This window comes from Mesorhizobium sp. M1365 (assembly GCF_040317865.1).
GTDB lineage: Bacteria > Pseudomonadota > Alphaproteobacteria > Rhizobiales > Rhizobiaceae > Mesorhizobium.
Genome location: NZ_JAMYLG010000001.1, coordinates 118789 through 143610, shown reverse-complemented (window position 1 = coordinate 143610; position 24822 = coordinate 118789). Strand labels below are relative to the sequence as shown.

Sequence of the window (24822 nt, the reverse complement as noted above, 5' to 3'; positions counted from 1 at the left end):
CGACCAATGAGCACGCTTCTCGAAGTCGACGACCTGCGCGTTACCTTCCCGACGCGCCCCGGCCGCAAAGAGGCGGGGCGCGGCGTTTCCTTCTCGCTCGGCCGCGAGCGGCTCGGCATCGTCGGCGAGAGCGGTTCGGGCAAGTCGCAGACCGGCCGCGCCATCATGGGCGTCACCCCGCCGCAGGCCGAGGTGACCGCGAAGACGCTCGCTTTTGACGGCATCGACCTGCTGGCCGCCTCGCCGCGCGAGCGCCGCGCGCTGCGCGGCAAGCGTATCGCCATGATCCTGCAGGATCCGAAATATTCGCTCGACCCGGTGATGAGCATCGGCCGCCAGATCGTCGAGACGCTGCGCACGCATGAGAAGGTCTCCAAGGCCGAAGCCCGCGACCGCGCGCTGGCCATGCTGGAGGCGGTGCAGATCCGCGATCCGGCCCGTGTCTTCGACCTGCATCCGCACGAGGTTTCCGGCGGCATGGGCCAGCGCGCCATGATCGCCATGATGCTGATCGCCGGGCCGGAAATGATGATCGCCGACGAGCCGACCTCGGCACTCGACGTCACTGTCCAGCTCGACGTGCTCGGCATCCTCGACCGGCTGGTCAGCGAGCGCGGCATGGGGCTGATCTTCATCTCGCACGATCTGCGCCTGGTCTCGTCCTTCTGCGATCGTGTCATCGTCATGTATGCCGGCAAGGTGGTCGAACAGCTCAAAGCCTCGGAGCTCGGCCGCGCCCAGCATCCCTATACGCGCGGCCTGCTCAACTGCATGCCCAAGATCAGCGCCGACCGTCACCCGCTGCCGGTGCTCGACCGCAAGCCGGAGTGGGCAGCATGACGGCAGCCCTTTCCATCGATAGGCTGGAGGTGGTCTTCGACCGCTTCCGCGCGTTGAAAGGCGTCAGCCTCGAGGTCGAATCCGGTGAATCCTTCGGCCTGGTCGGCGAGTCCGGCTCCGGCAAGTCGACGTTGCTCAGGGCAATCGCCGGCCTGGCGCCGGCCGCATCAGGCACCATCGCGGTCAACGGCAAAACGCTCGGCGCGCGTCGCGACAAGGCGTTTTACCGCGAGGTGCAGATGGTCTTCCAGGACCCGTACGGTTCGCTGCACCCGCGCCAGACCGTCGACCGCCTGCTGCAGGAGCCGCTCGCCATTCACGGCTTCGCCGACGGCGAAAAGCGCATCCAGCGGGCACTCGACGAGGTCGGCCTCGGCACCGGGTTCCGTTTTCGCTATTCGCATCAATTGTCCGGCGGTCAGCGCCAGCGCGTGGCGATCGCCCGCGCCCTGATTCTGGAACCGTCGATCCTGCTGCTCGACGAGCCGACCTCGGCGCTCGACGCTTCGGTGCAGGCGGAGGTGCTGAACCTGCTGGAAGAGATCAGGCGCCGCCGCAAGCTGACCTTCCTGATGGTCAGCCACGACCTAGCCATCATCACCCACATGTGCGAACGGCTGATGGTGATGCAGAACGGCGAGGCGATGGAGAATCTGACCGCGCACGATCTTGTCGAACGCCGTGTCACCAAGGATTATACGCGCAATTTGCTGAGGGCCAGCGAGGGATTTGTGCGGACGGCGTGAGTAGGCTTGCTTTCAATTCCCCGCGTCGTGTTCTTTCGCGCCCCCTCTGGCCTGCCGGCCATCTCCCCCACGGGTGGGGAGATTGGCCGTCACCACTGATTTCGCCAATCGCCAACGTTATAGAAGGAACGCTGCCGACGAAGCTGCCAATCTCCCTCCTTGTGGGGGAGATGTCCGGCAGGACAGAGGGGGGCGCGAAGGAACGGGACTTGGCAACTTTGTGTCAGGTCGCCCGCCGGACCGCAGGCCCAATCGCCCGCCGCCAGTGCCAACTTGAGGAAAACCTGAAATAAGCCCAGAAGAGTCTCAACAGCCATCAAACGAGAGCGGGCGCCGGCCCGGTGAGGGATACGATGACAAATTCAGCCATTTCCGAACGCAAGAGCCAGTCGATTTCGCGCGGCGTCGGCATGACCACTCAGATCTATGCCGATCGCGCCGAAAACTCGGAGATCTGGGATGTGGAAGGCCGCCGCTACATCGACTTCTCGTCCGGCATCGCCGTCGTCAACACCGGCCACCGTCACCCCAGGGTGATCGAAGCGGTCAAGGCGCAGCTCGACCGCTTCACCCATACCTGCTACCAGGTCGTGCCCTATGAGAGCTATATCCGGCTGGCCGAACGGCTGAACGGCATGCTGCCCGGCAAGTTCGACAAGAAGACGATTTTTGTCACGACCGGCGCCGAGGCGGTCGAAAACGCTATCAAGATTGCCCGTAACGCCACCGGCCGGCCGGCGGTCATCGCTTTTTCCGGCGGCTTTCACGGCCGCACCTTCATGGGCATGGCACTGACCGGCAAGGTCGTGCCCTACAAGGTCGGCTTCGGCGCCATGCCGGCGGATGTCTTCCATGCGCCGTTCCCGGTTGCGCTGCACGGCGTGTCGGTCGCCGATTCGCTGGCTGCGCTCGACCGGCTGTTCAAGGCCGACGTCGATCCGGCCCGCGTTGCCGCCATCATCGTCGAGCCGGTGCAGGGCGAGGGCGGCTTCTACGAGGCGCCGCGCGATTTCATGACCGCATTGCGCAAGATCTGCGATCAGCATGGCATGCTGCTGATCGCCGACGAGGTGCAGACCGGCTTTGCCCGCACCGGCAAGATGTTCGCCATGGACCACCACGAGGTGGCGGCCGACATCACCACCATGGCCAAGAGCTTGGCCGGCGGCTTCCCCTTGGCGGCGGTCACCGGGCGGGCCGAGGTCATGGATGCCCCGAACCCCGGCGGACTCGGCGGCACCTATGGCGGCAGCCCGATCGGCGTCGCCGCGGCGCATGCCGTGCTCGACGTCATCGACGAGGAGAAGCTCTGCGACCGCGCCAACACGCTGGGCAACCGTCTGAAGCAGCGCCTGCAATCGATCCGCGACGAAGCCCCGGAGATCATCGATATCAGAGGCCCCGGCTTCATGAACGCGGTCGAGTTCAACGATGTGGCGAAGGGCCTGCCGTCTCCGGAACTCGCCAATGCGGTCCGGCTGAAGGCGCTCGACAAGGGCCTGATCCTGCTGACCTGCGGCGTCTACGGCAACGTCATCCGCTTCCTCGCGCCGATCACCATCCAGGACGGCGTCATGAACGAGGCGCTCGACATCCTGGAAAGTTCGATCCGCGAAGCCCGCGCCGCCTGAGCGATACGATTATTCTGCAGCGCGGACAGGCTCTCCTTCCTGGAAGGCGGCGAGCGCGGCCTTCAGCCCGTCGGGCCCGGTCGCGACGATCTGCGGCGACGGCGAAAAGCCGGCGCCGAGCATCTTGCGGCCAAGCATGTGGTCGCCCGGCCGGTTGACCGATTCGGTGCCGAGCAGCCGGCTTCCGGCATAGTGGTAGATGGAGAATTTGTTCTCGGCCACGTCGCCCAGCACGACATGGCTGTCGCCACCCGCAATCAGGCCGACCATCTGCAGCTTCATGTCACCGATATCGGACCAGAACCACGGCACCGTCGAGTAATTGTCGGTGTGGCCGACGATGGTGCGCGCGGCGAGCCGCGCCTGGTCAGTGGCGTTCTGCACCGATTCCAGCCGCACGTCGCCGCCGGTGAACCAGTGCCGGTAAGACGCCGCGTCGCCGATGGCGAGGATTTCCGGCACCGACGTGCGCATCTGCTGGTCGACGCGGATGCCGTTGGCGATGGCAATGCCGGCGGCTTCGGCCAGTTCGACATTCGGCACGACCCCAATGCCGATGACGACCATCTGCGCCGGCAATGTCTCGCCGGATGAGGTGATTGCAGCCGAAACACGGCCGTTCTCGTCCTCCAGCCGTTCGATGGTGGTGCCGGTAAGGATGCGCACACCGGAGGCCTCCAGCCGCTGGCGCACATGGCCGGCGATGACCGGTGCCACGGCGCGGCCGAGCAGCCGGTCGACCGCCTCGACCACCGTAACCTTGCGGCCTGCCGCGGTGAGCGTCGCGGCAATCTCCAGGCCGATGAAGCCGCCGCCGAGGATGACGACCTCCTCGCTTTGCGCGCTCAATTCGCGGATCAGGCGGGCATCGCCGAGCGAGCGCAGCGACACAACGCCAGAAAGCTCCGAACCCGGCAGCGGCAGCAGGCGCGGCCGCGCGCCGGTGGCGAGGATCAGCCGGTCAAACGGCAACACACCGCCGCCCGATATCTCCAGCCTGCGGCCGCCTACGTCGATCCGCTCGACCCGGATGCCTGGCCGGAAGTCGATGGCGCTGCCGGTATAAAAAGCCTCGCCGCGCAACGGCTGCGGCTTTGCTTGCTGATCCTTGATGAAGGTCTTCGACAGCGGCGGCTTGTGGTAGGGCAATTCGTTTTCGTTGCCGACCAGGATCACCGGGCCGTCATAGCCTTCTTCGCGCAGGCTGGCGGCCGCTTGCACGCCCGCATGACCCGCACCGACAATGACGACCCCGTTCTTCATAACAGCCCGATTCCTCATCCAAATCTAGGACGTTTCGCCAGGTGGCGATTGTCCGGCGCCGCCGCAAGAGCGCCGATCCGGGTCGCACCCGGAACGGCCGCCTGTCAACTGCGTCATGCGCCGGCATTCTTCATATGTCGGTGTTAAAGTTGACAGTTCTAGTTTAGAATAATTCTAAACTATTGTTTCAATTGAATTTTTCTACGCCACCAGTTGACATCCGGCGTCTTCGCCGTTTTATGGAAGCTCGCGCGTCAGCGCATCCCTTTGATGTCTGGGCCTTGAACCCTTTCGATTGGAGGCATTTCGGTGTCTTTCTTCCGCGAACCGCGCGATGGCGCGACCCTTCTTTGCCCGCTGGCACTGCCCGCCGCGGCGCCGGCATTTCATTGATTCCCGAGGAGAGACAATCATGAGAACGATGATCACCGCGCGGTATGGCGGCAGGCTTGCGGCGATCGGCGCCACCGCGATGCTGACGGCGGCCGTGTTCGTGCTGCCGGCCAAGGCGCAAACCGATGCCAAGGCGGTCATCAAGACCTATTCCGACATTGCACTCGCCAAATACGAGGATTCGCTGATCGCGGCCGAGGCGCTCGACAAGGCTGTCGATGCGCTGCTCGCCAAGCCATCTGCCGAAACGCTGAACGCCGCCCGCGAGGCCTGGAAGGCATCGCGCGTTCCCTATCAGCAGACCGAGGTCTATCGCTTCGGCAACGCCATCGTCGATGACTGGGAAGGCAAGGTGAACTCCTGGCCGCTCGACGAAGGCTTGATCGACTATGTCGCCAAGAGCTACGGCACCGAGTCGGACGCCAACGCGCTCTACACCGCCAATGTGATCGCCAACAAGTCGATCGAGATCAACGGCAAGAAGGTCGACGCCACCGACCTGACGCCGGAGTTCCTCTCCGGCACCCTGCAGGAGGCCGGCGGTATCGAGGCCAATGTGGCGACCGGCTATCACGCGATCGAATTCCTGCTTTGGGGTCAGGACCTGCACGGCACCGGTCCGGGCGCCGGCGAACGGCCCTACACCGATTACGACCTCGCCAATTGCACCGGCGGCAATTGCGACCGCCGCGGACAGTATCTGAAATCGGCGAGCGACCTTCTGGTTTCCGATCTAAAGGATATGGTCGACGACTGGAAGGAGGGCGGCGCCGCCCGCAAGAACCTTGTCGATGGCGAGCCGAACGCCGCCATTTCGACCATCTTCACCGGCATGGGCTCGCTGTCCTATGGCGAGCTCGCCGGAGAGCGGATGAAGCTCGGCCTCTTGTTGCACGACCCGGAAGAGGAGCACGATTGCTTCTCCGACAATACCTACAACTCCCATCTTTACGATGCGATCGGGATCCGTGCCGCCTATCACGGCAGCTACAAGCGGCTCGACGGCACTGTCGTCGAGGGGCCGTCGGTGGCCGACATGGTCAAGGCGGCCGACCCGGCGGTTGCCAAGGAATTGTCGGACAAACTGGACGTCACCGTCGCCAAGATGGAGGCCATCAAGGCGCGGGCGCTTGCCGGCGAGGCCTATGACCAGCAGATCGGAGAAGGCAACACGGAAGGCAATGCCACTGTGCAGGCGGCGATCGACGCGCTGGTCGATCAGACCAAATCGATCGAACGCGCCGTCGGTACCCTGAAGCTCAATGCGATAGCCTTCGAGGGCTCGGACAGCCTCGATTCACCGGACAAGGTGTTCCAATAGACTATCGAAACCACCAGCCACGCGACGCAGCGAAGCGCCGTTAGCCAGAGCGACAAAATGCTGATCTGCCATTGCAACATCATCACCGAAAAGGAGATAGAGCAGACGATCGTCGGGCTGCTGGATGAGGACCCCTGGCAGCTGATCGTGCCGGCGAAGGTCTATCACGCCATGCACAAGCGCGGTCGCTGTTGCGGCTGCTTCCCAAATGTGGTCGAAACGATCATTCGGGTCACCGAAAATTACCATGCCCGCTCGGCGGCGAGTGGCGTGGACATCGTTTCACACCTGGATCGCGTCAGAGGCCTGCGCGTCCAATACGGGAGCAGAACCCATGAAAGGCGAACAGCAGATCATAGAGCGGCTTAACGAGGCTCTGTTTCTGGAACTTGGGGCGGTCAATCAATACTGGGTGCATTTCCGGCTGCTGGAAGACTGGGGATACGCCAAGCTAGCGAAAAAGGAACGCGCTGAATCGATCGAGGAAATGCACCATGCCGACCGGCTCGTGGCGCGCATCATCTTCCTCGAGGGCCATCCGAACCTGCAGTCCGTGGCGCCGCTGCGCATCGGGCAGAATGTCAAGGAAGTGCTCGAATCCGATCTTGCCGGCGAATACGACGCGCGCACCGCCTACAAGCGTTCGCGCGAGGTTTGTAACGAAGCAGGCGACTACGTGACGATGAAGCTGTTCGAGGAATTGCTGGCTGACGAGGAAGGTCACATCGACTTTCTCGAGACGCAACTCGACCTGCTCGCCTCGATCGGCGAAGAAAAGTACGGTCAACTCAACGCAGCGTCGGCCGACGAGGCGGAATAAGGATATGCCGGAATGCGGCGCCCCCTAGATTTCATGCGCCGCTTGCGGCCGGCCGAGCATTGTGGCCTGCCGCCTCAGAAGAAGCCGCGATACGGTATCCTTCGCGGCGCCTTTCTTGCCGTGGTGGCGACGCTCACAGCCTCGGCGCTGGCCGGGGCGCCGCAACCGGCGGGGCTTGCCACCAGCCGCACGGATCTGACGCCGAAGGATCTGGCGCGCGTCATCGCCATCACCAGGCCGACCAGCGATTTCTCCAAGCCCGAGCAATTCGAGCTGATGCAGGGCGGCGCCGGCACCTCGAAGAAGGACGTCAACAAGGACGCCTTCTCGCAATCCTCCGCCAACATCAGCTTCGAGGAAGAGGGCACCTTCAAGCTCGGCAATGCCATTTTCCGCAAGAACTGGGTGTCCTCGCCATCCTCGACACAAGCCTCGGATGGGCTCGGTCCGTTGTTCAACGAGCGCGCCTGCCAGAACTGTCATCTGAAGGACGGTCGCGGCCATCCGCCCCAAGGCGACAGCGGCACCACCTCGATGTTCCTGCGCCTGGCAAGGGAAGCCAGTACCGAGGAGGAGAAAGCCGCGCTCGCCGATCACAAGGTGCTCAACTTTCCCGACCCGGTCTATGGCACACAACTTCAGGAGCTAGCCGTTCCCGGCCTGCAGGGCGAAGGCAGGATGCATGTCGATTATCAGGAGCAAAAAGTAAAACTGGCGGACGGCAGCGTCGTGTCGCTGCGCAAGCCGAGCTATTCGGTCGAGGGTCTCGCCTACGGGCCGCTCGATCCGCACACCACGCTGTCGCCGCGCATGACACCGCCGATGATCGGCCTTGGCCTGGTCGAGCAGATCGCTCCCGCCGACATCCTTACGCGTGCCGATGCGGCCGACCGCGATGGTGACGGGATTTCCGGCAGGCCAAACATAATACGCGACGCCAGCAGCGGTGAACTGACGCTCGGCCGTTTCGGCTGGAAGGCGCAGGCGGCATCGATCCGCCAGCAATCGGCGGACGCTTTTGCCGGCGATATTGGCATTTCGACGCCCGAAGTGCCGAAGCACTGGGGCGATTGCAGCGCCGCGGAAAAGACCTGCCTTGGCCTACCTAACGGTGTACAGGAGCGCCTCGGTCCGGTCGAAGCGCCGCCGCCGGTCATGGACCTCGTGACCTTCTATTCGCAAAACCTTGCCGTGCCGGCCCGGCGCGATCTCGACAGACCGGACGTGCTCGCCGGCAAAAAACTATTCTACGATATGGGCTGCATCTCCTGCCATACGCCGAAATTCGTCACCCGTCGCGACACCCCGAACAAGGCGCAGGCCTTCCAGCTGATCTGGCCCTATTCCGATTTCCTGCTGCATGAAATGGGACCCGGTCTTGCCGACGGACAGGCGGTGGGCGAGGCCACGGGAAGCGAATGGCGCACGCCGCCACTGTGGGGCATCGGGCTCACCCAGACCGTCAGCGGCAACACCTTCTTCCTGCATGACGGGCGCGCACGAAGCCTGGCCGAGGCGATTCTGTGGCATGGCGGCGAGGGTCAGAAGGCGCGTGACCGCTTTGCCGCTGCCGATGCGGCCGACCGCGCCGCGCTGATCAAGTTTCTGGAGTCGCTCTGATGCGGAAGCGTCTTGCATTCGCTCTGATGCTGGTCCTCGCCGGTGCGCTGCCGGCATCCGCGACGGTGAAGGCTTCGGATGTGATCCAGCGGGCGATCGACGGCTTCGTCCGCCCGGCCTATGCCAGATTGCATGACCATGCGGACAGCTTGGCCAAGACCATGCACGCGCTTTGCCAAGCGCCCTCGCGAGACACTCTCGATGCGGCACGCGCCGAATTCTCAGGCGTCGTGGATGCCTGGTCGGTGGTGGAAATCATCCGTTTCGGGCCGATCGCGGAAAACAACCGGCTTGAGCGCATGCTGTTTTGGCCGGATCGCAAGAGCATCGGCCTGAAGCAGGTGCAGGCAGCACTTGCCGGCAAGGATCCGACAGCCGCCGATCCGGCCCAGCTGGCTACAAAGAGCGTCGCCATGCAAGGGCTCGGCGCACTGGAATTCGTCCTCTACGGCAACGGAGCCGGTCAATTGGTCGGCAGGGACGACGCCTATCGCTGCGCCTACGGTGCGGCCATTGCCGGCAATGTCGAGACGATTGCCGGCGAGGTTGGCGATGCCTGGAACGAGCCCAACGGCTTTGCCGCGCTCTGGGCCAATCCGGGTCCGCAGAACGCGCTCTACCACGACGGCACCGAAGCGGTGACCGAACTGGTCGGCGTCTTCATCAACGAGCTGGAAATGGTCCGCGACGTACGCCTGAAAGGCTTCCTGGGCGCCAAGCCGGAGGCCGACAAACCGAAACAGGCGATCTATTGGCGCTCGCAAAACACCGCCCGCTCGCTGACCGGGAATCTGGCGGGCATGGACACGCTGTTCCAGGCCTCGCAGCTTGGCGACGCGCTGCCGCCCGATGCGCGCTGGATGGCAGAATCGGTCCACATCCAGCTCACCAACGGGATCGAGGCGGCCAAGGCGATCAGGGGACCGATCGACAAGGCACTTGCCGATCCGGCGCTGCGCCAGAAGCTCGACTATTTCTCGCTGGTGACATCCAGCCTGACGACCCTGATCGGCACCAGGCTGACCGCCGAATTCGGCCTGACCGCCGGGTTCTCGTCATTGGATGGTGACTGATCATGAGGACGCCGCTGATCGATCGGCGCGATTTCCTGAGGGCCGCAGGCGCTGGTTTCGTAGCGGCGATGGCGCCGTCGGCCTGGGCAAAGACAATCGACGCCGACGCGGTCTTCGCCACCGCTTTCGTCAAGCGCGACGGCAGCTATGGCGCGGCCGTCCTGTCCGAGGCCGGCAAGTTGTTGCACACGATCGATCTGCCCGATCGGGGCCACGACGTTACCTTCGACCCGGTGTCCAATCGTTCGGTGGTGTTTGCCAGGCAGCCGGGCACCTTTGCTGTCGTCTTCGACCATACCGGCCGCTATAAACCGCACACCATTGCCAGCGTTGCCGGCCGGCATTTCTTCGGCCATGGTGTGTTCTCGGCCGATGGCACGCTGCTCTACGCAACCGAGAACGATTTCGACAATGCCGCCGGCGTCGTCGGCGTCTATGACGCGCATGCGAAATTCAAGCGCATCGGCGAGTTCCCGACCTACGGCGTGGGCCCGCACGAACTTCTGCTTCTCTCCGACGGCAGGACAATCGCTGTCGCCAATGGCGGCATCGAAACGCATCCGGATTATGGCCGCGCCGAGCTCAATATCGCAACGATGAAGCCTTCCTATGTTCTGGTCGACCGCCTTACCGGCGATCTCACCGAAAAGCACGAATTACCGCCGGCGCTACACCAACTGTCGATCCGCCATATGGATGCCGACCGCTCCGGCACCGTCTGGTTCGGCTGTCAATACAGGGGGCCCGGTACCGATCGTCCCCCACTGCTCGGCCGCGCGGCGCGCGGCATGGACCTGAAATTACTCGACATGTCGCAGGACGTGCTCTCGGCTTTCAGGAACTATATCGGCTCGGTCGCCGCCAACCCTGCCGCCGGCACCATCGCGGTGTCTTCGCCTGAGGGCAATTCGCTTGCCGTGATCGACGCGGCCAGCGGCCGCATCGTCGCCACCAAGGCGCTGGTCGAGGTTTGCGGCGTTGCAGCCGATGGGGAAAGCTTCATGGCGACGACCGGCGCCGGCGATATCGTCGAGTCCGGTGGCTCGATACATTCCGAGCCGGACTATGTCTGGGACAATCACGTGCTGCGTATCGAGCAGGTCGGCTAGTCCCGATACCTATTGTGGCGATTGCGTGCGTTGGAACTTACATTCTTGGACCCGCGCCGAAGCCAAGTCGCCTGACGATTTATCCATTATTGCCTTGCGGGGATCAGCCCTGGCGGGCAGAGGGAAGCTGTTTTCGAAACTGTCTCAACCGGCCGCTTCATGAAATTGCTTGCCATCGACTGTGCCACCAATCTCTGCGCCGCCTGCGTCTACGACGCGGCGGCCGGGAAAGAACTCGGCCGTTCGGTGCTCGATCTCGGTAAGGGTCATGCCGAGCATCTGATGGGTGTCATCGAAAAGGCGTTGGGGACCAGCAGAACCGACTATTCCGGCCTCGGCGCCATTGCCGTTTCGACGGGTCCAGGCTCCTTCACCGGTCTGCGCGTCGGCGTCTCGGCGGCGCGCGGCCTTGCGCTGGCGCTGAAAATCCCGGCGATCGGCGTGACGACTCTGGAGGCCCTGGCGGCGCAAGCGAGAGCGGCATTTCCCGGTCGCGCCGTGCTCGCCGCGCTCGATGCAGGTCGCGAGGAGATCCATGCGGCACTTTACGATGAGAGGTCGGTTCTGATCTTTGGTCCGGCCGTGACCACGCTCTCGCAAGCAGCCGCCATCGCGGTCGACAGATCTGCGGTTCTCGCCGGCACGGCGGCAACCCAAATTGCCGCGGCGGCCGGGCGCAGCTTCGATCTCGGCGGGACGGCGGCCACCGCCGACATCGCCGTCTATGCCCGGCTGGCCGCCGCCCAACGTGCCGGTAAAAAGGGCGAGGGCGAAAAGCCGAAACCGCTCTATCTGCGCGGCGCCGACGCCAAGCCGCAGGCCGGCTTTATTCTATCTAGGCAAAAAAACTGATGCGCATTCCATTCCTCCAGCCGCGTCGCAGGGACTATGCGATCGAGCCGCTGACGGTTGCTGACAGCGCGGCCATGTCGGTACTGCATCGCGAGGATTTCGCGCGGCCGTGGACCGACGACGAATTCGCCGCGCTGCTCGAGCAGGACACGGTGTTCGGCTATGCCGCGCGCGAGACCGGACAGGGTGCCAAGCCGCCGGTCGGCTTCGTGCTGGCGCGGCTGGCGGCCGGCGAGGGGGAGATCCTGACGGTCGCGGTGGCACGCTCGCATCGGCGCCGGGGGCTCGGCTGGCAATTGATGGATGCGGTGCTGCGTGAACTGCACGCACAGCGCGCCGAGGCACTTTTCCTCGAGGTCGACGAGACCAATGTCGCCGCGATCGCGCTCTACCGGCGGTTCGGCTTCCGCGAGGTCGGCAAGCGCGCCAACTATTACAAGTCGCCGGAGCACGGCCCGACCGGCGCGCTTGTCATGCGCCGCGATCTTCGCTAGCCAAACGCCGGGGTGGTGCGGATGATAGGAAAAATCAGGATTTTCCTGGCCCTGGGGCTGGTTGTCGTCGGCTCATTGGTGCTTGTGCCTTTGCAGATACTGTCGATGAGGACCGGACTCTGGCGCGAGACCTTCATCCTGAAGATCTGGCACAGAATGATCGTCAGGGCGCTGGGGCTGCGCATCCATGTCAAGGGAGCGCTGTCCGGCCAGCGCCCATTGCTGATTGCTGCCAACCACATCTCCTGGACCGACATCATGGTGCTGGGGTCGATGGTCGACGTGACGTTCATCGCCAGGGCCGATATGGCAGGCTGGCCGCTGATCGGCATGCTGTCGAAGCTGCAACGCACCGTCTTCATTGAACGTGAGCGCAAACGCTCGTCGGGCGACCAGGCGAGCGAGATCGCCCGCCGGATGGCCAAGGGCGACGCCATGGTGCTGTTCGCCGAAGGCTCGACCGGCGACGGCAACATGATCCTGCCGTTCAAGAGCACGCTGTTCGGCGCCGCTACAATGGCGATTGCGGAAGGGGCGGCCGAACAGGTCTTCATCCAACCGGTGGCGATCGTCTATACGCGCCTGCATGGCGTGCCTCTCGGCCGTCGGCATCGGCCGGTTGCCGCCTGGATCGGCGATGAGGAGCTGATGCCGCACCTCAAGGTGCTGATGGCCGAGGGCGCCGTCGACGTCGAGGTGCATTTTGGCGAGGCGATTGCTTTCTCCAGGGGCTCGAGCCGCAAGGAGACGGCAAAGCAGATGGAACGCCAGGTTCGCGAGATGGTACAAGCGGCGCTCGCCGAACCGCGTCCGAGCCGGTAGGCTGAGCAGGTTCCGGCCAGATTCGTCTGTTTTTTGTCGGGGAAAGGCGCTAGAAGCCGCGAAATGGAATTGAACACGATAGAACGTGACGACATCGGCGCTGCCGCCGAAAACCTGGTCGTTCCGCCTGCCGCGACCAGAAAGGTCTTCGTCAAGACCTATGGCTGCCAGATGAACGTCTACGATTCGCAGCGCATGACCGATGCTCTGGCGGCCGACGGCTATGCCGCGACAGACGCCATCGGCGAGGCCGATCTGGTGCTGCTCAACACCTGTCACATCCGCGAGAAAGCGGCGGAAAAGGTCTATTCCGAACTTGGGCGCATCCGTGAGCTGAAGGCGGAACGTGCCAAGGCCGGGCGCGAAATGCTGGTCGGCGTCGCCGGCTGCGTGGCGCAGGCCGAGGGTGCCGAGATCATCCGCCGCTCGCCGGCCGTCGATCTGGTCATCGGTCCGCAGACCTACCACCGGCTGCCCGGGGTGCTGGCGAGGGCGCGGAGCGGCGAAAAGATCGTCGAGACCGACTATGCCGTCGAGGACAAGTTCGAGCATCTGCCGCAGCCGAAGCGCGCCGAACTGATCAGGCGCGGCGTGACGGCGTTCTTGACCGTTCAGGAAGGCTGCGACAAGTTCTGCACCTTCTGTGTCGTGCCCTATACGCGCGGCTCGGAAGTCTCGCGGCCGGTCGCACAGATCGTCGCCGAGGCCGAGCGCCTGGCGGATGCCGGCGTGCGCGAGGTGACGCTGCTCGGCCAGAACGTCAACGCCTGGCACGGAAGAGGTGAAGACGGCGAGGAATGGGGCCTTGGCCGGCTGCTGTTCAGGCTGGCAGAGATTCCAGGTCTGGCGCGGCTGCGCTACACGACCAGCCATCCGCGCGACATGGACGATGAATTGATCGCCGCCCATCGTGATTTGCCGACGCTGATGCCCTATCTACATTTACCGGTGCAATCCGGCTCCGACCGCATACTCAAGGCGATGAACCGCAGGCATATGGCCAAGGACTATCTGACGTTGATCGACCGCATCCGTGCCGCACGGAACGACATCGCACTGTCCGGCGATTTTATTGTCGGCTTTCCCGGTGAGACGGAAGCGGATTTCGAGGCGACGATGCAGTTGGTCGAAGACGTCAACTATGCCTCGGCCTTCTCGTTCAAATATTCTCCGCGCCCCGGCACGCCGGGCGCGGAGATGGGCGATCACGTGCCGGAGGCCGTCAAGGACGAGCGCCTGCAGCGGCTGCAGGCGCTGCTTCTGAAACAGCAGCAGCATTTCGGCGCAAGCCTGGTCGGCAGGACTATCGACACGCTGATCGAAAAGCCGGGCCGCCAGGCCGGCCAGAAGGTTGGCCGCTCGCCGTGGCTGCAGCCGGTTATTGTTGATGAAAAGGCCGGCGAAATCGGTGACATTATCCAGGTACGAATCACGAAGACGGGCTACAACAGCCTGTTCGCCGAATTGGCCTGAAGGCCTCGGCAGATGAGGAGAGACGGTTGAGCGCTGCTGAAGTCAAGAACCTGCCCCAGAACCTACCCTCCGGGGCCTCGGATATCGCGCACATCGTACTGACTTTCGACAATAACAAGCTTGCCAGCGCCCTTTACGGCCAGTTCGACGAGAATCTGGCCAGGCTCGAGCAGAAGCTCGGCGTCGATATCCGCTCGCGTGGCAACCAATTGACCATCAAGGGCTCTTCCTCGGCCGCCGAGCAGGCGCGCCGCGCCTTGGACAATCTTTACGGCATTCTGCAGAAAGGCACCGATATCGGCCAGTCCGATGTCGACGGCGCCGTGCGCATGGCGATCGCCACCGACGACCAGCTGACGCTGCCGACGCTGGAGCGCAAGGGCAAGGTGTCCGCCGCCCAGATATCGACGCGCAAGAAGACCATCTATGCCCGCTCGCTCAACCAGGACGCCTATATGCGCGCGCTGGAGCGGTCGGAACTCGTCTTCGGCATCGGCCCGGCCGGCACCGGAAAGACCTATCTGGCGGTGGCGCATGCGGCAATGCTGCTCGAACGTGGCATGGTCGAACGGATCGTGCTGTCGCGCCCCGCGGTCGAGGCCGGTGAACGGCTTGGCTTTCTGCCGGGTGACATGAAGGAGAAGGTCGATCCCTATCTGCGGCCGCTCTATGACGCGCTCTACGACATGATGCCGGCCGACAAGGTCGAGCGGGCGATTGCTGCTGAGGTCATCGAGATCGCGCCGCTGGCATTCATGCGCGGCCGTACGCTGGCGCACGCTGCCGTCATCCTCGACGAGGCGCAGAACACCACGCCGATGCAGATGAAGATGTTCCTGACCCGGCTCGGCGAGAACTCGCGCATGATCGTCACCGGCGATCCGACCCAGATCGATCTGCCGCCAAACACCAAATCCGGCCTGGTCGAGGCGCTGAGAATCCTCGACGGCGTCACCGGCATGGTGACCGTACGCTTCAATGAAGGCGACGTCGTCAGGCATCCGCTGGTCGCCGAGATCGTCAAGGCCTACGACCGTGACGGCAAGCTGGCCAGGGGTTTGGGTGTCGAAAGCTGATACGATTATGCGGCCGCATGGCTGAGGAGCAAAAGGCGGGGGGACCGCTTCCCGTCGAAATCGATATCGCGATCGAGGCGGGCGACTGGCCCGACGAGGCGGTGCTGATGCGACTGGTCGACCACGCCGTCTCGGCCGCCTTTGCCGAAACCGGTGCCGACGGCCGTTCCGAGCTCAGCATCGTCTTTTCCGACGATGCCCGTATCCGCACGCTCAATGCCGGCTGGCGCGGCAAGGACAAGCCGACCAACGTCCTGTCTTTTCCAGCTTTTCCGTTTGCCAGGGGAGGGCCTCTGCCGCCGATGCTCGGCGACATCGTGCTGGCCGCCGAGACTGTCGCGCGCGAGGCGGCACTGGAAGACAAGCCCATCGAGGACCATATCTCCCATCTCGTCATCCATGGCCTGCTGCATTTGCTGGGCTATGATCACGAAACGGATGCCGAAGCGGAACTGATGGAAGCGACAGAGCGCGCAGCACTTGCGAGGCTTGCCATTCCCGATCCCTACACGTAATTACAAAAGACCAATTGACCGGACGATGATGAACGACAAACCAGAGACTGCCGCCCGCTCCGACGCCGGCAGTGTGATCAAGCCTTCCGAAACGACGGAAGAGGGCTCGAGTCCGAGTACCACGACCGGCAGCTTCGCCAGCGAGGCATCGCCTGCCGGTCCTTCCCTGTTCGATCGCGTGCTCGGGCTTTTCAGGCACCGCAACGGCACCAGCCTGCGCGAGGAGATTGCCGGTGCGCTTGCCGAAACGGCGAGCGATGCAGAATCCTTCTCGCCCGGCGAACGCGCCATGCTCAACAACATCCTGCGCCTGCGCGAAGTGCGGGTCGAGGACGTCATGGTGCCGCGCGCCGACATCGAGGCGGTCGAGATCACCACGAAGCTCGGCGACCTTCTGGGGTTGTTCGAGCAGTCCGGCCATTCCCGCATGCCAGTCTATTCGGAGACGCTCGACGATCCGCGCGGCATGGTTCATATCCGCGACGTGCTGGCGCACATCACCAAGGTCGCCCGCGTTAGAAAGGGCAGGACGACCAGGAAAACTCCGGTCGCGACGGTTCTCGATCTCGCCCAGGTCGATCTGGCGCGCACCATCGGCGATCTCAGCCTGATCCGACCGGTGCTGTTCGTGCCGCCGTCGATGCTCGCCTCCGACCTGATGGGGCGAATGCAGACGACGCGCACCCAGATGGCGCTGGTCATCGACGAATATGGCGGCACTGACGGTCTCGTCTCGCTCGAGGATATCGTCGAGATGGTGGTCGGCGACATCGAGGACGAGCATGACGAGGACGAGCCGATGATTACCCAGGCCGGCGAAGGCGTCTTCATCGTCGACGGCAAGGCCGAGATCGACGACGTCGCCAAGATGATCGGCGAGGATTTCGCCGCCGGCGAGCACGGCGAATATGTCGACACGATCGGCGGCATGATCTTCAACACGCTTGGCCGGGTGCCGGCGCGCGGCGAAGTGGTGCAGGCCATACCCGGCTTCGAGTTCCATGTGCTCGACGCCGATCCGCGCCGCGTCAAGCGCGTGCGCATCGTCGAGACCCTGAAGGGCGAGCGCCGCCGCCGCGCCGTCCGCACCGAGCAGGCTTAGACGTCGAGTTTCGGCAAGCGGTGGAAACCGGTTAGCGTCTTAGCTGGCCGTTAGAGCCAACCCTGGACCATGGCTTGCAGCGAATGCGGTCCAAAGATCCGACACCGAAAGGGTTCCTTTCCAAGGCCGAGCCAGCGCGAACAGCAGGACTGCACTTGGGACGGAAACCATCAGCATGGCCAGAACGCCATTGAGCAGCGAATGTCGCCTCAAGTGAATTGTGCTCCCGTGATGACCAGCATCATCGCATCGCTGGGCAAGGTCTGCCAAGGTCGAGGCCGAAGTTAATGCTCGGCAGCCCCAGCTGGGCGCCATTTGGAGCCAAGGCCGCGGCCTGATAAATCTTGCTTCCTGATTCGCACGACTCGGAAGCATAGATGGAGCGCCAGGCCGGCCGGATAATTCTGCTTTGGGGCTGGCAGCGCGCGCTGGTGGCGTTTCTTGCCGGCGCGCTGGCGGTTCTTGCCCAGGCGCCGTACGATTTCTTCGCCGTCTGTTTCGTTTCGTTTCCCCTGCTGGTGTGGCTCCTCGACGGCGCGACCGGCGAAGCCTCGGACGGTTTTCTGCGGCGCTTGCGTCCGGCCTTCGCCATCGGCTGGTGGTTCGGTTTCGGCTACTTTCTTGCCGGTCTCTGGTGGGTCGGCTCGGCGCTTCTGGTCGAGGCCGACAGCTTTGCCTGGGCCTTGCCGTTCGCGGTGGTCGGCATCCCCCTCGCGCTCGCCTTCTTCTATGGTTTCGCCGCCGTGGTCGCCCGGCTGTTGTGGAGCAACGACATCGGACGCATCGCCGCGCTCGCCTTCGGCTTTGCGCTGGCGGAATGGCTGCGCGGCTTCCTGTTCACCGGCTTTCCGTGGAATGCCGTCGGCTATGCGGCGATGCCGGTACCTTTGCTGATGCAGAGCGTCTCGGTGACCGGCATGGTCGGCATGGACGCGCTTGCGGTCTTCGTCTTTGCGCTGCCGGCGCTGCTTGCGGCGCGCCGGCATCTCCGCCTCGGCGCGGCATTGCTTGTCGTGCTCGTCGCCGCCCATGCCGGCTTCGGCTATATCCGGCTCGCCGCCCCCGAAAAGCCGGCCGCCCGCAGCCTTGACGTCCGTATAGTGCAGCCTGCCGTCGACCTTACCGAAAAATGGGATACCTCGGTGCGTGACCGTATCTTCGCCACCATGATGGGGCTTTCGGCCAAGGCGCCGGAACCCGGCCATGACAGGCCGCAATTGATCCTGTGGCCGGAGACCTCCGTGCCGTTTCTGTTCACCGAACGTCCGGATGCCCTGCCTGCGATCGGAGAGATGCTCGGCGATGGCCAGATGCTGGTCGCCGGCGTCGTTCGCGAAGAAGGCGGCTCGGCGGCCGGCAGCCGTTACTACAACTCTGTGGTGGCGATCGACGAAAAAGGCGAAATCGTCGATGCCGTCGACAAGGTCCACCTGGTACCCTTCGGCGAATACCTGCCTTTCGCCGATCTGCTCGGCCGCTTCGGGCTTGAGCAGCTTGTTGCCGGTCCAATGACCTTCGCGGCGGGCAATGAGCGGCATCCGATCGCGCTGCCCGGCGGTATCCGGGCGCTGCCGTTTATTTGCTATGAGGTCATCTTTCCCGATCTGGTCGCAGTTGACGCAACGTCAGCCGAGCTTATTGTGAACGTCACCAATGACGCCTGGTTCGGCGACACGCCGGGGCCGTACCAGCACTTCAGGCAGGCGCAGATCCGGGCGGTGGAGAATGGGGTGCCCCTGTTGCGCGCGGCTAATAACGGCATTTCGGCCGTTGTCGACCCGCGCGGTCGCATCGTCGACGCGCTGGCAATCGATGCACGCGGCGCGATCGATGTGCGTGTGCCGATCTCCAACCAAGCCATGGTTTCCTCCGGCCAACGACGCATTAACGGAATGCTGATCATGTTTTTGCTTGCCGTTGCGGCATGCATTTTGAACGTAAGGCAAAGGCTACGGGCGAATTGACAGCCGACACATTAGAAACTCATACTGTAAGCGCCTGAAAATTTTCGAAGTCGATAAGGTCGTTCTGTTGGGGCACGGGCCGCGGCGTCGTTTGGGCAGCAAAATAGAAAAAGCCGGAAAAATTCGGCGAGGAAAAAATGACAGAAGAAAACAAGAAAAAGCCGAATCCGATCGACATCCACGTCGGAAGCCGCATCCGGCTTCGCCGCAATATGCTGGGAATGAGCCAGGAAAAACTGGGTGAAAACCTCGGCATAACGTTCCAGCAGATCCAAAAGTACGAAAAGGGCACCAATCGCGTCGGCGCCAGCCGTTTGCAGGCAATCGCCTCCATACTCGGCGTCCCCGTCGCCTTCTTTTTCGAGGATGCGCCCGGTCAGGAGCCCGTGGGCAACCGTGGATTTGCCGAGGATGCTTCGATGACCTCCGCCGTCGAATTCTGCGGCAGCCCGGAAGGCCTCCAGCTGAATCGCGCCTTCGTCAAGATCGCCGATGTGAAAGTGCGCCGCAAGATCATCGAGTTGGTGAAGTCGCTTTCCACCGACGAAGTCGATTGACTGGCCCGTGAAGAGTCCAACAAGGAAGGGCTCGTCGTAGCTGGGCATGCAATTTCTCGCGGCTGCGCGCATTGAGGGATGTTCATTCCGCAGATGCGCTAAAGCGCAGATCGATTTCGCTCGACTCGCTTCCTGGGAGCCGTTTTCCTCTATCTGTTGGTGCAAGGGCTGATCGCAGTGCGCCCTGCCGCCGTCTCGGGATGCAAAGATAATGACGTCAAAATTCATGCCAGAACGGCTGCATGGCTTGACGAGCGACGCCCGGCACCGTTAACAACTGGCGCGCCAAAATCGGCGGCCTGCCGATATTTTTTTCAAGAGGGGACACCCGTGACGCGGCACAATTACTTCTTCACCTCGGAATCCGTTGCCGAGGGCCATCCCGACAAGGTCTGCGACCGCATCTCCGACGAGATTGTCGATCTCGTCTATCGCGAAGCCAGAAAGACCGGCATGGACCCGTGGAAGGTCCGCGTTGCCTGCGAGACGCTTGCGACGACCAATCGCGTTGTCATCGCCGGCGAGGTGCGCGTCCCCGAGACGCTGCTCAAGAAGGACAAGGAGGGCAACGTCCTGAAGGATGCGGCCGGCCATCCGATCGTCAACCCGGCCAAGTTCAAGTCGGTCGCTCGCAAGGCGATCCGCGAAATCGGCTACGAGCAGGCCGGCTTCCACTGGAAGACAGCCAAGATCGAGGTCCTGCTGCACGGCCAGTCGCCGGATATCGGCCAAGGCGTCGACAACGCCTCCGACCGGCAAGGCGAGGAGGGAGCCGGCGACCAGGGCATTATGTTTGGCTATGCCTGCCGCGAAACCCCGGACCTGATGCCGGCGCCGATCTATTACAGCCACAAGATCCTCGAATTGCTGGCGGCTGCGCGCCATGAAGGCAGCGGTGATGCCGGCAGGCTCGGGCCGGATGCCAAGAGCCAGGTCACCGTCCGCTATGTCGACGGCAAAGCGGCGGAAGTGACGCAGATCGTGCTGTCGACCCAGCATCTCGATGAGACGTGGGATTCGAAGAAGGTGCGCAACGTCGTCGAGCCCTATATTCGCGAAGCACTGGGCGACCTGAAGATTGCCGACAATTGCAACTGGTACATCAATCCGACCGGCAAGTTCGTCATCGGCGGGCCTGATGGCGACGCCGGCCTGACCGGCCGCAAGATCATCGTCGACACTTATGGCGGGGCTGCGCCTCATGGCGGCGGCGCTTTTTCTGGCAAGGACACCACCAAGGTCGACCGCTCGGCGGCCTATGCCGCGCGTTATCTCGCCAAGAACGTGGTTGCCGCAAAGCTCGCCGATCGCTGCACCATCCAGCTTTCCTATGCGATCGGTGTCGCCCAGCCGCTGTCGATCTACGTCGACCTGCACGGCACCGGCAAGGTCGACGAGGCAAAACTCGAGCGTGCACTGCGCGCCGTGATGGACCTGTCGCCGTCCGGCATCCGCCGCCACCTCGATCTCAACAAGCCGATCTATGCCAAGACGTCGTCCTACGGCCATTTTGGCCGCAAGGCCGGCCGCGACGGATCCTTCTCCTGGGAGAAGACCGACCTCGCCAAGGCGCTCAAGGACGCTCTCGCCGAACCGGTCGCCGAAGCGGTCGCCGCCTAACCGCGGCGCCTATGGATCCGAAGGACCGGCCAAGCCGTGCGACCGAGGCCTTTTTCGGTCGCCGGCGCGGCAAGACCATTCGACCACAACAGGCAGCGGCGCTGGAGAGCGGCTTCGCCGCCTACAGGCTCGATTTGACGGTTGAACCGCCGGCCGACTTGCGCAGCCTTTTCGAAGCCGAAGTTTCGGCTGTCCAGCTCGAAATCGGTTTTGGCGGCGGCGAACATCTTCTGCACCGTGCTACGGCCAGCCAGGCGACCGGCTTTATCGGCGTCGAGCCTTTCGTCAACGGCATGGCCAAGATGATGATGGCGGTCCGGGAGCGGCCGCTTGCCAATCTGCGCGTCTATGACGACGACGCCACACGTCTGCTGGACTGGCTGCCGCAGGCTTCGCTTGACGGCATTGACCTTCTCTATCCGGATCCGTGGCCGAAGAAGAAGCACTGGAAGCGGCGCTTCGTCAGCCCGGTCAATCTCGACCGCTTCGCGCGCGTCCTGAAGCACGGCGGAAAGTTCCACTTTGCGTCCGATATCGACAGCTATGTGAACTGGACGCTCCTGCATTGCCGGGCGCACGACGCCTTCACGTGGCAGGCAAGCGAAGCAGCCGACTGGCACCGGCCCTATGATGGCTGGCCGGGGACGCGCTATGAGGCCAAGGCCATTCGCGAAGGCCGACGGCCCGCCTATCTCACCTTCGTGCGGAAATAAGCGGGAAATTAGAGCTGAGCACAAGGCGAGCGGGCCGAAGGCTCTCGGCGGCCACCTGGCTCAGAAGCGACGGATCTTGTTGAAGGCTGCCGGCTCCATGCCGAGATTGCGCAGATCATGCGCACGCGGCTTGCGACCGCGTTCCACAGCCCGCGACGCGGCTACGGCGCTGCCGAACACGCTAAAGACATCGCCTATGGCTGAAAAAAATCCACGATTGTTCATGATGGGACCCTTTCGAGCGCAGTGAGCGCTCCAATTGTGCAATGCAACGTAGATAGTCGTGCGTGGCCGGTGCTCAAACGGTGATCACTGCATGGGCGCCATGCATTTGGAGCAGCGCTGCGGACTCGGAGCCTTGCCGTCATGCAGGACGGGCTTGAAACGAGGACCACGATCGTCTATATCAGCTTCAAATTCTTGGTCGGTATGACGAAGAGTGGGTCCACCCGGTCCCGCTCTTTTTTATTACCTGCCGACCGACAGAAATCGAGTGACAGGACCGAATGACAGTGACGGCAAGCGAAGGCGACGACCGCATCATCCGCGAAAGCGGCATCGATGCGCGCATCGCGCTGATCGTTCAGCCGGTACTGCGCGCCATTGGCTTCCGCTTGGTACGTGTGCACCTGTCGGGCCAGAACGGGCTGACGCTGCAGATCATGGCCGAGCGCGAGGACGGCACCATGACGGTCGAGGATTGTGAAGAGGTCAGCCGGGCGGTATCGCCGGCGCTCGATGTCGATGATCCGATCGAGAAGGCTTATCATCTCGAAGTGTCGTCGCCGGGCATCGACCGGCCGCTGGTCCGCAAATCGGACTTTGCAGCCTGGACCGGCCATCTGGTGAAGATGGAAACGTCGGTTCTCGTCGCCGACCGTAAGCGCTTCAAGGGCAAGATCGCCGAAAGCGACGCGGACGGTGTGCTGATCGAGCGTGACAAGGCCGCTTACGGCGAGGAGCCGACGGTACGTGTTCCCTACGATGCGATTGCCGAAGCGCGGCTGATTCTGACCGACGACCTTATCCGCGATGCGCTGTCGAAGGACAATCGGGCGCGCAAGGAAGCCAGGAAACGCCGCGGCGAACCCGAAGACGCACCAGAGGGTGCGGAAGACGAAACCGAACAGGAAATGTGATTGGGCTGCCGGCCGTAAAGGTCGGCAACAAGCTCGGGAGAAAGAAGATGGTTGTAAGCGCCAACAGGCTTGAACTGCTGCAGATCGCCGATGCGGTCGCGCGTGAAAAGTCGATCGACAAGTCGATCGTCATCGCCGCCATGGCCGATGCGATCCAGAAGGCCGCGCGCTCGCGCTACGGCCAGGAAACCAATATCCGCGCCGACATCAATGCCAACACCGGCGAGATGAAGCTGCAGCGGCTGATGGAAGTGGTCGAGAAGGTCGATGACTACGCGACGCAGATTGCCATTTCCTCGGCGCGCGAGCGCAATCCGGACGCCCAGCTCGGCGATTTCATTGCCGAACAGCTACCGCCGATGGATTTTGGCCGCATCGCCGCCCAGTCGGCCAAGCAGGTCATCGTGCAGAAGGTGCGCGAGGCCGAGCGCGACCGGCAATATGACGAATACAAGGACCGTATCGGCGAGATCGTCAACGGTACCGTCAAGCGCGTCGAATACGGCAACGTCATCGTCGATCTCGGCCGCGGCGAAGCGATCATCCGCCGCGACGAGCTGATTCCGCGCGAAAACTACAAGTATGGCGATCGCGTCCGTGCCTATGTCTATGACGTGCGCCGCGAACAGCGCGGCCCGCAGATATTCCTGTCGCGCACCCATCCGCAGTTCATGGCGAAGCTGTTCACCATGGAAGTGCCGGAAATCTACGACGGCATCATCGAGATCAAGTCGGTCGCCCGCGATCCGGGTTCGCGCGCCAAGATCGCTGTCATCTCGCGCGACAGCTCCATCGATCCGGTCGGTGCCTGCGTCGGTATGCGCGGCAGCCGCGTCCAGGCGGTCGTCGGTGAATTGCAGGGCGAGAAGATCGACATCATTCCTTGGTCGCCTTCGGCGGCGTCCTTCATTGTCAATGCATTGCAGCCGGCGGAAGTCGCCAAGGTCGTGCTCGACGAGGATGCCGAGCGCATCGAGGTCGTCGTTCCCGACGATCAGCTGTCGCTGGCCATCGGCCGCCGCGGCCAGAACGTCCGTCTTGCCTCGCAGCTCACCGGCTGGGATATCGACATCCTGACCGAGCAGGAAGAGAGCGAACGCCGCCAGAAGGAATTCGTCGAACGGTCGTCGCTGTTCATGGAAGCCCTCGACGTCGACGAGATGGTCGGCCAGGTGCTCGCTTCCGAAGGCTTCACCAGCGTCGAAGAGGTCGCGTATGTCGACTCCGGCGAAATCGCGTCGATCGACGGCTTCGACGAGGACACGGCTTCGGAAATCCAGACCCGCGCCCGCGAATATCTGGAGAAGATCGAAGCCGAGCATGACGAGAAGCGCAAGGCGCTCGGCGTCAAGGACGAGCTGCGCGAGATTCCCGGCATCACCACCGCCATGATGGTGACGCTCGGCGAGGACGGCGTGAAGACGATCGAGGATTTCGCCGGCTACGCCGCCGACGACCTGACCGGTTGGAAGGAACGCAAGGACGGCGAGACGAAGGTATTCCCGGGTGTGCTCGCCAACCACGGCGTATCACGCGCCGATGCCGAGCAGATGGTCCTGGCCGCTCGCCTGAAGGCTGGCTGGATCACCGAAGACGAGCTTGCCGCCGAGGGCGTGCCGGCTGACGAAACCGTCGGTGCGTGAGGTGAAACCGCATCGCACCGAACCCGCCCTTGGACG

Annotated in this window: 24 protein-coding genes; 22 read left to right on the top strand and 2 right to left on the bottom strand. The window is 63.3% G+C overall.

Going from position 1 to position 24822, the window contains the following annotated elements:
- The first annotated feature begins 6 nt into the window (after nt 1-6).
- From NKH04_RS00650 to NKH04_RS00640, 3 genes are all read left to right on the top strand, one after another.
- Entirely contained in the window at nt 7-840 is an 834-nt protein-coding gene (locus NKH04_RS00650; RefSeq protein WP_353043919.1) for an ABC transporter ATP-binding protein, read from the top strand.
- Nucleotides 837-1586, top strand: coding sequence for an ABC transporter ATP-binding protein (locus NKH04_RS00645; protein WP_353043918.1), 750 nt, complete (start codon nt 837-839; stop codon nt 1584-1586). The genes NKH04_RS00650 and NKH04_RS00645 overlap by 4 nt, the downstream gene beginning before the upstream one ends.
- Nucleotides 1587-1939: 353 nt before the next feature.
- Entirely contained in the window at nt 1940-3217 is a 1278-nt protein-coding gene (locus tag NKH04_RS00640; protein WP_353011919.1) for a 4-aminobutyrate--2-oxoglutarate transaminase, read from the top strand.
- 9 nt (nt 3218-3226) lie between these two features.
- Here the strand turns inward: NKH04_RS00640 and NKH04_RS00635 are convergent, their stop codons facing one another.
- Complete coding sequence (locus tag NKH04_RS00635; protein ID WP_353043917.1) at nt 3227-4480, bottom strand: NAD(P)/FAD-dependent oxidoreductase; 1254 nt, start codon at nt 4478-4480, stop codon at nt 3227-3229.
- A 421-nt stretch (nt 4481-4901) separates the two neighbouring features.
- Between NKH04_RS00635 and NKH04_RS00630 the strand changes: the two genes are divergently transcribed.
- The 17 genes from NKH04_RS00630 (at nt 4902) to trmB (ending at nt 22004) form a co-directional block, all read left to right on the top strand.
- Nucleotides 4902-6194 (top strand): imelysin family protein, encoded by a 1293-nt coding sequence (locus NKH04_RS00630; RefSeq protein WP_502895699.1) that lies wholly within the window; start codon nt 4902-4904, stop codon nt 6192-6194.
- Nucleotides 6195-6251: 57 nt separating this feature from the next.
- Nucleotides 6252-6563: a (2Fe-2S)-binding protein gene (locus NKH04_RS00625; RefSeq protein WP_023676882.1), complete on the top strand. Its 312-nt coding sequence runs from the start codon at nt 6252-6254 to the stop codon at nt 6561-6563.
- Complete coding sequence (gene bfr / locus NKH04_RS00620; protein ID WP_023676883.1) at nt 6529-7014, top strand: bacterioferritin; 486 nt, start codon at nt 6529-6531, stop codon at nt 7012-7014. Before NKH04_RS00625 ends, bfr begins: the two co-directional genes overlap by 35 nt.
- 12 nt (nt 7015-7026) lie before the next feature.
- Nucleotides 7027-8634 carry a di-heme oxidoreductase family protein gene (locus tag NKH04_RS00615; RefSeq protein ID WP_352470052.1) on the top strand — a complete coding sequence of 536 codons (1608 nt, stop codon included), beginning with the start codon at nt 7027-7029 and terminating at the stop codon, nt 8632-8634.
- Nucleotides 8634-9707 carry an imelysin family protein gene (locus NKH04_RS00610; RefSeq protein WP_353043916.1) on the top strand — a complete coding sequence of 358 codons (1074 nt, stop codon included), beginning with the start codon at nt 8634-8636 and terminating at the stop codon, nt 9705-9707. Before NKH04_RS00615 ends, NKH04_RS00610 begins: the two co-directional genes overlap by 1 nt.
- Before the next feature lie 2 nt (nt 9708-9709).
- Nucleotides 9710-10816, top strand: a complete 1107-nt coding sequence (locus NKH04_RS00605) for a DUF1513 domain-containing protein (RefSeq protein ID WP_352470055.1) — start codon at nt 9710-9712, stop codon at nt 10814-10816.
- Nucleotides 10817-10975: 159 nt separating this feature from the next.
- A complete protein-coding gene (tsaB, locus tag NKH04_RS00600) occupies nt 10976-11668 on the top strand; it encodes a tRNA (adenosine(37)-N6)-threonylcarbamoyltransferase complex dimerization subunit type 1 TsaB (protein WP_353024140.1) in 693 nt (230 codons plus the stop codon).
- Nucleotides 11668-12162 carry a ribosomal protein S18-alanine N-acetyltransferase gene (gene rimI, locus NKH04_RS00595; RefSeq protein ID WP_352470057.1) on the top strand — a complete coding sequence of 165 codons (495 nt, stop codon included), beginning with the start codon at nt 11668-11670 and terminating at the stop codon, nt 12160-12162. The genes tsaB and rimI overlap by 1 nt, the downstream gene beginning before the upstream one ends.
- A 21-nt stretch (nt 12163-12183) precedes the next feature.
- Nucleotides 12184-12984 (top strand): lyso-ornithine lipid O-acyltransferase, encoded by an 801-nt coding sequence (olsA, locus tag NKH04_RS00590; RefSeq protein ID WP_353043915.1) that lies wholly within the window; start codon nt 12184-12186, stop codon nt 12982-12984.
- Between the two features lie 63 nt (nt 12985-13047).
- The gene (gene miaB, locus NKH04_RS00585; protein WP_352541252.1) at nt 13048-14457 is read left to right on the top strand and encodes a tRNA (N6-isopentenyl adenosine(37)-C2)-methylthiotransferase MiaB; all 1410 of its coding nucleotides are present in this window, start codon (nt 13048-13050) and stop codon (nt 14455-14457) included.
- A gap of 26 nt (nt 14458-14483) precedes the next feature.
- Entirely contained in the window at nt 14484-15533 is a 1050-nt protein-coding gene (locus NKH04_RS00580) for a PhoH family protein (RefSeq protein WP_352541253.1), read from the top strand.
- 17 nt (nt 15534-15550) lie between these two features.
- Nucleotides 15551-16048 (top strand): rRNA maturation RNase YbeY, encoded by a 498-nt coding sequence (ybeY, locus tag NKH04_RS00575; protein ID WP_352541254.1) that lies wholly within the window; start codon nt 15551-15553, stop codon nt 16046-16048.
- A 28-nt stretch (nt 16049-16076) separates the two neighbouring features.
- Entirely contained in the window at nt 16077-17150 is a 1074-nt protein-coding gene (locus NKH04_RS00570) for a hemolysin family protein (RefSeq protein WP_352613880.1), read from the top strand.
- A gap of 377 nt (nt 17151-17527) precedes the next feature.
- Entirely contained in the window at nt 17528-19114 is a 1587-nt protein-coding gene (gene lnt / locus NKH04_RS00565) for an apolipoprotein N-acyltransferase (RefSeq protein WP_353043914.1), read from the top strand.
- A 137-nt stretch (nt 19115-19251) separates the two neighbouring features.
- Entirely contained in the window at nt 19252-19671 is a 420-nt protein-coding gene (locus tag NKH04_RS00560; RefSeq protein WP_023676895.1) for a helix-turn-helix domain-containing protein, read from the top strand.
- A 330-nt stretch (nt 19672-20001) separates the two neighbouring features.
- On the top strand, nt 20002-21291 hold the full coding sequence (metK, locus tag NKH04_RS00555) for a methionine adenosyltransferase (protein WP_023676896.1): 1290 nt from the start codon (nt 20002-20004) through the stop codon (nt 21289-21291).
- An 11-nt stretch (nt 21292-21302) separates the two neighbouring features.
- Nucleotides 21303-22004, top strand: a complete 702-nt coding sequence (gene trmB / locus NKH04_RS00550; RefSeq protein WP_352614602.1) for a tRNA (guanine(46)-N(7))-methyltransferase TrmB — start codon at nt 21303-21305, stop codon at nt 22002-22004.
- Nucleotides 22005-22064: 60 nt separating this feature from the next.
- On the opposite strand, the gene NKH04_RS00545 is transcribed toward trmB, so the two are convergent.
- Nucleotides 22065-22229 carry a hypothetical protein gene (locus NKH04_RS00545; protein ID WP_352470065.1) on the bottom strand — a complete coding sequence of 55 codons (165 nt, stop codon included), beginning with the start codon at nt 22227-22229 and terminating at the stop codon, nt 22065-22067.
- A gap of 281 nt (nt 22230-22510) precedes the next feature.
- On the opposite strand from NKH04_RS00545, the gene rimP reads away from it, so the two are divergent.
- On the top strand, nt 22511-23143 hold the full coding sequence (gene rimP / locus NKH04_RS00540) for a ribosome maturation factor RimP (protein ID WP_023676900.1): 633 nt from the start codon (nt 22511-22513) through the stop codon (nt 23141-23143).
- Nucleotides 23144-23190: 47 nt separating this feature from the next.
- Nucleotides 23191-24786, top strand: coding sequence for a transcription termination factor NusA (gene nusA, locus NKH04_RS00535; protein ID WP_023676901.1), 1596 nt, complete (start codon nt 23191-23193; stop codon nt 24784-24786).
- Nucleotides 24787-24822 lie beyond the last annotated feature (36 nt).

Coding starts and splice junctions, on each gene's coding strand:
- NKH04_RS00650 (WP_353043919.1), top strand. CDS start 7: ATGAGCACGCTTCTCGAAGTCGACGACCTGCGCGTTACCTTCCCGACG.
- NKH04_RS00645 (WP_353043918.1), top strand. CDS start 837: ATGACGGCAGCCCTTTCCATCGATAGGCTGGAGGTGGTCTTCGACCGC.
- NKH04_RS00640 (WP_353011919.1), top strand. CDS start 1,940: ATGACAAATTCAGCCATTTCCGAACGCAAGAGCCAGTCGATTTCGCGC.
- NKH04_RS00635 (WP_353043917.1), bottom strand. CDS start 4,480: ATGAAGAACGGGGTCGTCATTGTCGGTGCGGGTCATGCGGGCGTGCAA.
- NKH04_RS00630 (WP_502895699.1), top strand. CDS start 4,902: ATGATCACCGCGCGGTATGGCGGCAGGCTTGCGGCGATCGGCGCCACC.
- NKH04_RS00625 (WP_023676882.1), top strand. CDS start 6,252: ATGCTGATCTGCCATTGCAACATCATCACCGAAAAGGAGATAGAGCAG.
- bfr (WP_023676883.1), top strand. CDS start 6,529: ATGAAAGGCGAACAGCAGATCATAGAGCGGCTTAACGAGGCTCTGTTT.
- NKH04_RS00615 (WP_352470052.1), top strand. CDS start 7,027: ATGCGGCGCCCCCTAGATTTCATGCGCCGCTTGCGGCCGGCCGAGCAT.
- NKH04_RS00610 (WP_353043916.1), top strand. CDS start 8,634: ATGCGGAAGCGTCTTGCATTCGCTCTGATGCTGGTCCTCGCCGGTGCG.
- NKH04_RS00605 (WP_352470055.1), top strand. CDS start 9,710: ATGAGGACGCCGCTGATCGATCGGCGCGATTTCCTGAGGGCCGCAGGC.
- tsaB (WP_353024140.1), top strand. CDS start 10,976: ATGAAATTGCTTGCCATCGACTGTGCCACCAATCTCTGCGCCGCCTGC.
- rimI (WP_352470057.1), top strand. CDS start 11,668: ATGCGCATTCCATTCCTCCAGCCGCGTCGCAGGGACTATGCGATCGAG.
- olsA (WP_353043915.1), top strand. CDS start 12,184: ATGATAGGAAAAATCAGGATTTTCCTGGCCCTGGGGCTGGTTGTCGTC.
- miaB (WP_352541252.1), top strand. CDS start 13,048: ATGGAATTGAACACGATAGAACGTGACGACATCGGCGCTGCCGCCGAA.
- ybeY (WP_352541254.1), top strand. CDS start 15,551: ATGGCTGAGGAGCAAAAGGCGGGGGGACCGCTTCCCGTCGAAATCGAT.
- NKH04_RS00570 (WP_352613880.1), top strand. CDS start 16,077: ATGAACGACAAACCAGAGACTGCCGCCCGCTCCGACGCCGGCAGTGTG.
- lnt (WP_353043914.1), top strand. CDS start 17,528: ATGGAGCGCCAGGCCGGCCGGATAATTCTGCTTTGGGGCTGGCAGCGC.
- NKH04_RS00560 (WP_023676895.1), top strand. CDS start 19,252: ATGACAGAAGAAAACAAGAAAAAGCCGAATCCGATCGACATCCACGTC.
- trmB (WP_352614602.1), top strand. CDS start 21,303: ATGGATCCGAAGGACCGGCCAAGCCGTGCGACCGAGGCCTTTTTCGGT.
- NKH04_RS00545 (WP_352470065.1), bottom strand. CDS start 22,229: ATGAACAATCGTGGATTTTTTTCAGCCATAGGCGATGTCTTTAGCGTG.
- rimP (WP_023676900.1), top strand. CDS start 22,511: ATGACAGTGACGGCAAGCGAAGGCGACGACCGCATCATCCGCGAAAGC.
- nusA (WP_023676901.1), top strand. CDS start 23,191: ATGGTTGTAAGCGCCAACAGGCTTGAACTGCTGCAGATCGCCGATGCG.